A 920-nucleotide genomic window follows, 5' to 3' on the forward strand; every position below is an offset into this window, starting at 1 on the left:
TATAGTCAGTTCAAAATAAAATTGTTATGGTTAGGACAAATATCATAAAACAATTTGGATAAGTCGTTTTCCATCCAGCCTTGGCGTAGAAACTTCACTTGTGCCCATTTCTTTTCGATGGGGTTCAAGTCTGGGCTGTACGGCGGCAGCCATAATATACGATGACCATGTCTGTTCAGTAGTTTTTGGATACGTCTGCTTTTATGAAATCTGGCGTTATCCATGACAATCACACATTTGGTTTTAAGACTTGGGATGAGGGTTTGTTTGCACCAGCCGTAGAATATGCTGCTGTTGATGTTGTACTTAAAGTAATCTAGGGCAAACAGCATCTTCTCATAAAGAGCAGCAATGACATTGGTTCGCTTTTTACCTTGCCAGTTGTAGCGATCGATACATGGCTTACCAATAGGCGCGTAACCATGAGAACGAATGGTTTCAGCTTCAAAGCCACTCTCATCCATATAGACAATGGGATAGCCTTGCTGTTTAAAGTTATCAAGCTTACTCTGATACACCGCTCTTTTTATCAGACAGGCTTTTGGATGTTCTAAGGTCTTTTTTTTGACTGATGCCTAGGCGTTTTAAGGCATGATAAATGCCTGTTTTACTACAGTTTAAACGACGTGCTCGCTCATACTGGTAATCATCAGGATGCTCTTTGACATCATTAAGTAGCACGTCATCTGGTATTTTATAGGGCTTGGTTTGCCTGGTTGTTTTACTATGAACACGCCGCTTCCAGTTCTGTATGGTGGTTGGGCTCAGATTATAAAACTCAGCCGCCTCGGCAAAGGTCATACCCTCGTCTATACTTTTAAGAAATTGTTTGCGAAAATCTAGGGAGTAAGTCATGGTCTTTATAATAACAATTAAGTTTGATAATTAGTTTATAACACTTTTAAGTGGGATTGGCTATA

General features: G+C 39.9%; 2 protein-coding genes. Both read right to left on the reverse strand.

Features of this window, described 5'->3' with window-relative positions; translation table 11 throughout:
• Positions 1 to 5: 5 nt before the first annotated feature.
• A complete protein-coding gene (locus tag BTW00_RS13715; RefSeq protein WP_218609028.1) occupies positions 6 to 518 on the reverse strand; it encodes an IS630 family transposase in 513 nt (170 codons plus the stop codon).
• Positions 505 to 801 (reverse strand): IS630 transposase-related protein, encoded by a 297-nt coding sequence (locus BTW00_RS13720; RefSeq protein WP_305956150.1) that lies wholly within the window; start codon positions 799 to 801, stop codon positions 505 to 507. Before BTW00_RS13720 ends, BTW00_RS13715 begins: the two co-directional genes overlap by 14 nt.
• Between the last annotated feature and the right edge of the window lie 119 nt (positions 802 to 920).

It is taken from the genome of Psychrobacter sp. C 20.9 (assembly GCF_001921765.1).
Taxonomy (GTDB): Bacteria; Pseudomonadota; Gammaproteobacteria; order Pseudomonadales; family Moraxellaceae; genus Psychrobacter; species Psychrobacter piscatorii_B.

What these genes read in the sequence shown, in the direction of transcription:
- BTW00_RS13720 (WP_305956150.1), bottom strand. Translation starts at nt 801, where the DNA reads ATGACCTTTGCCGAGGCGGCTGAGTTTTATAATCTGAGCCCAACCACC.